This window comes from Herbiconiux moechotypicola, assembly GCF_024979255.1.
Lineage (GTDB): Bacteria > Actinomycetota > Actinomycetes > Actinomycetales > Microbacteriaceae > Herbiconiux > Herbiconiux moechotypicola.
Map to the genome: position 1 here is coordinate 1 of NZ_JANLCN010000035.1, position 853 is coordinate 853.

The window sequence follows — 853 nt, forward strand, 5'->3', positions numbered from 1 at the left end:
GCATAATCAGAACAGCTGACCCGCACGGTGTCGAGAAACTCCACCACACAGCGGGACGTCACCTTGATGCGCCTCCATGGGATCCGAGCCCGGCGCGGGAAGATGAAAGCCCGGCCCCGGTCGGCGCCGCCGAGCAGGCGCCCCGAGGTCGGTGATCTCGTCAAACGTCGCTTTATCGGATCGGCGCCGAACCAGATCTGGTTCACCGATCTGACCATGATCCGCACCGGCCAGGGGATGCTCCGCGCGGCGGTGATCCTGGATTCTCATAACCGTGAAGTGATCAGCTGGGCCGTCGCTGATCACGAAACCCCATCGACCGTGATGAAAGCTCTGGCCGACGCAATCCGTATTCGACGACCCGCAGCAGGATGCATCATCCACTCCGACCGCGGCTACCAGTTCACCTCCGCGGAATGGCTGCAACTGACCCACGACAACGGGCTCCGCGCCTCGATCGGAGAACGCAAACAACCACAAGACAACGCGATGATGGAGTCCTGGTTCGCGTCACTGAAGAACGAAGACATCTATCCCGCCGGCCAACCCGCGACACTCACCGAGGCCCGGATGAGACTCTTCAAATACGTCCACACCTACAACACCAGCCGACTGCACTCCGCTCTCGGCTACCGCACGCCAACCGAGTACGCAAAACTCAATCAATAACAGTCCGCCAAACCAGGGCAACTCCATTTCGCAGTAGGACGGTGGGCGGTCGCAGTCGGGCCAGACGCATCCGCCGTCTCGGGCGGCGAGGGCGCGGTTCTGGGCGGGGGTGAAGAGTCTTTTCGTCTTGCCGTGGTAGAGCACTTCGCCCCGGTCGCCGAAGAGGGTGGCGGTGTGGGGTGAG

The 853-nt window shown here is 62.4% G+C and carries 1 protein-coding gene; it reads left to right on the forward strand.

What is annotated here, in order from left to right:
- The first annotated feature begins 102 nt into the window (after positions 1–102).
- Complete coding sequence (locus N1031_RS20395) at positions 103–669, forward strand: IS3 family transposase (protein WP_259481793.1); 567 nt, start codon at positions 103–105, stop codon at positions 667–669.
- Positions 670–853: the final 184 nt, after the last annotated feature.

Coding starts and splice junctions, on each gene's coding strand:
- N1031_RS20395 (WP_259481793.1), top strand. CDS start 103: ATGAAAGCCCGGCCCCGGTCGGCGCCGCCGAGCAGGCGCCCCGAGGTC.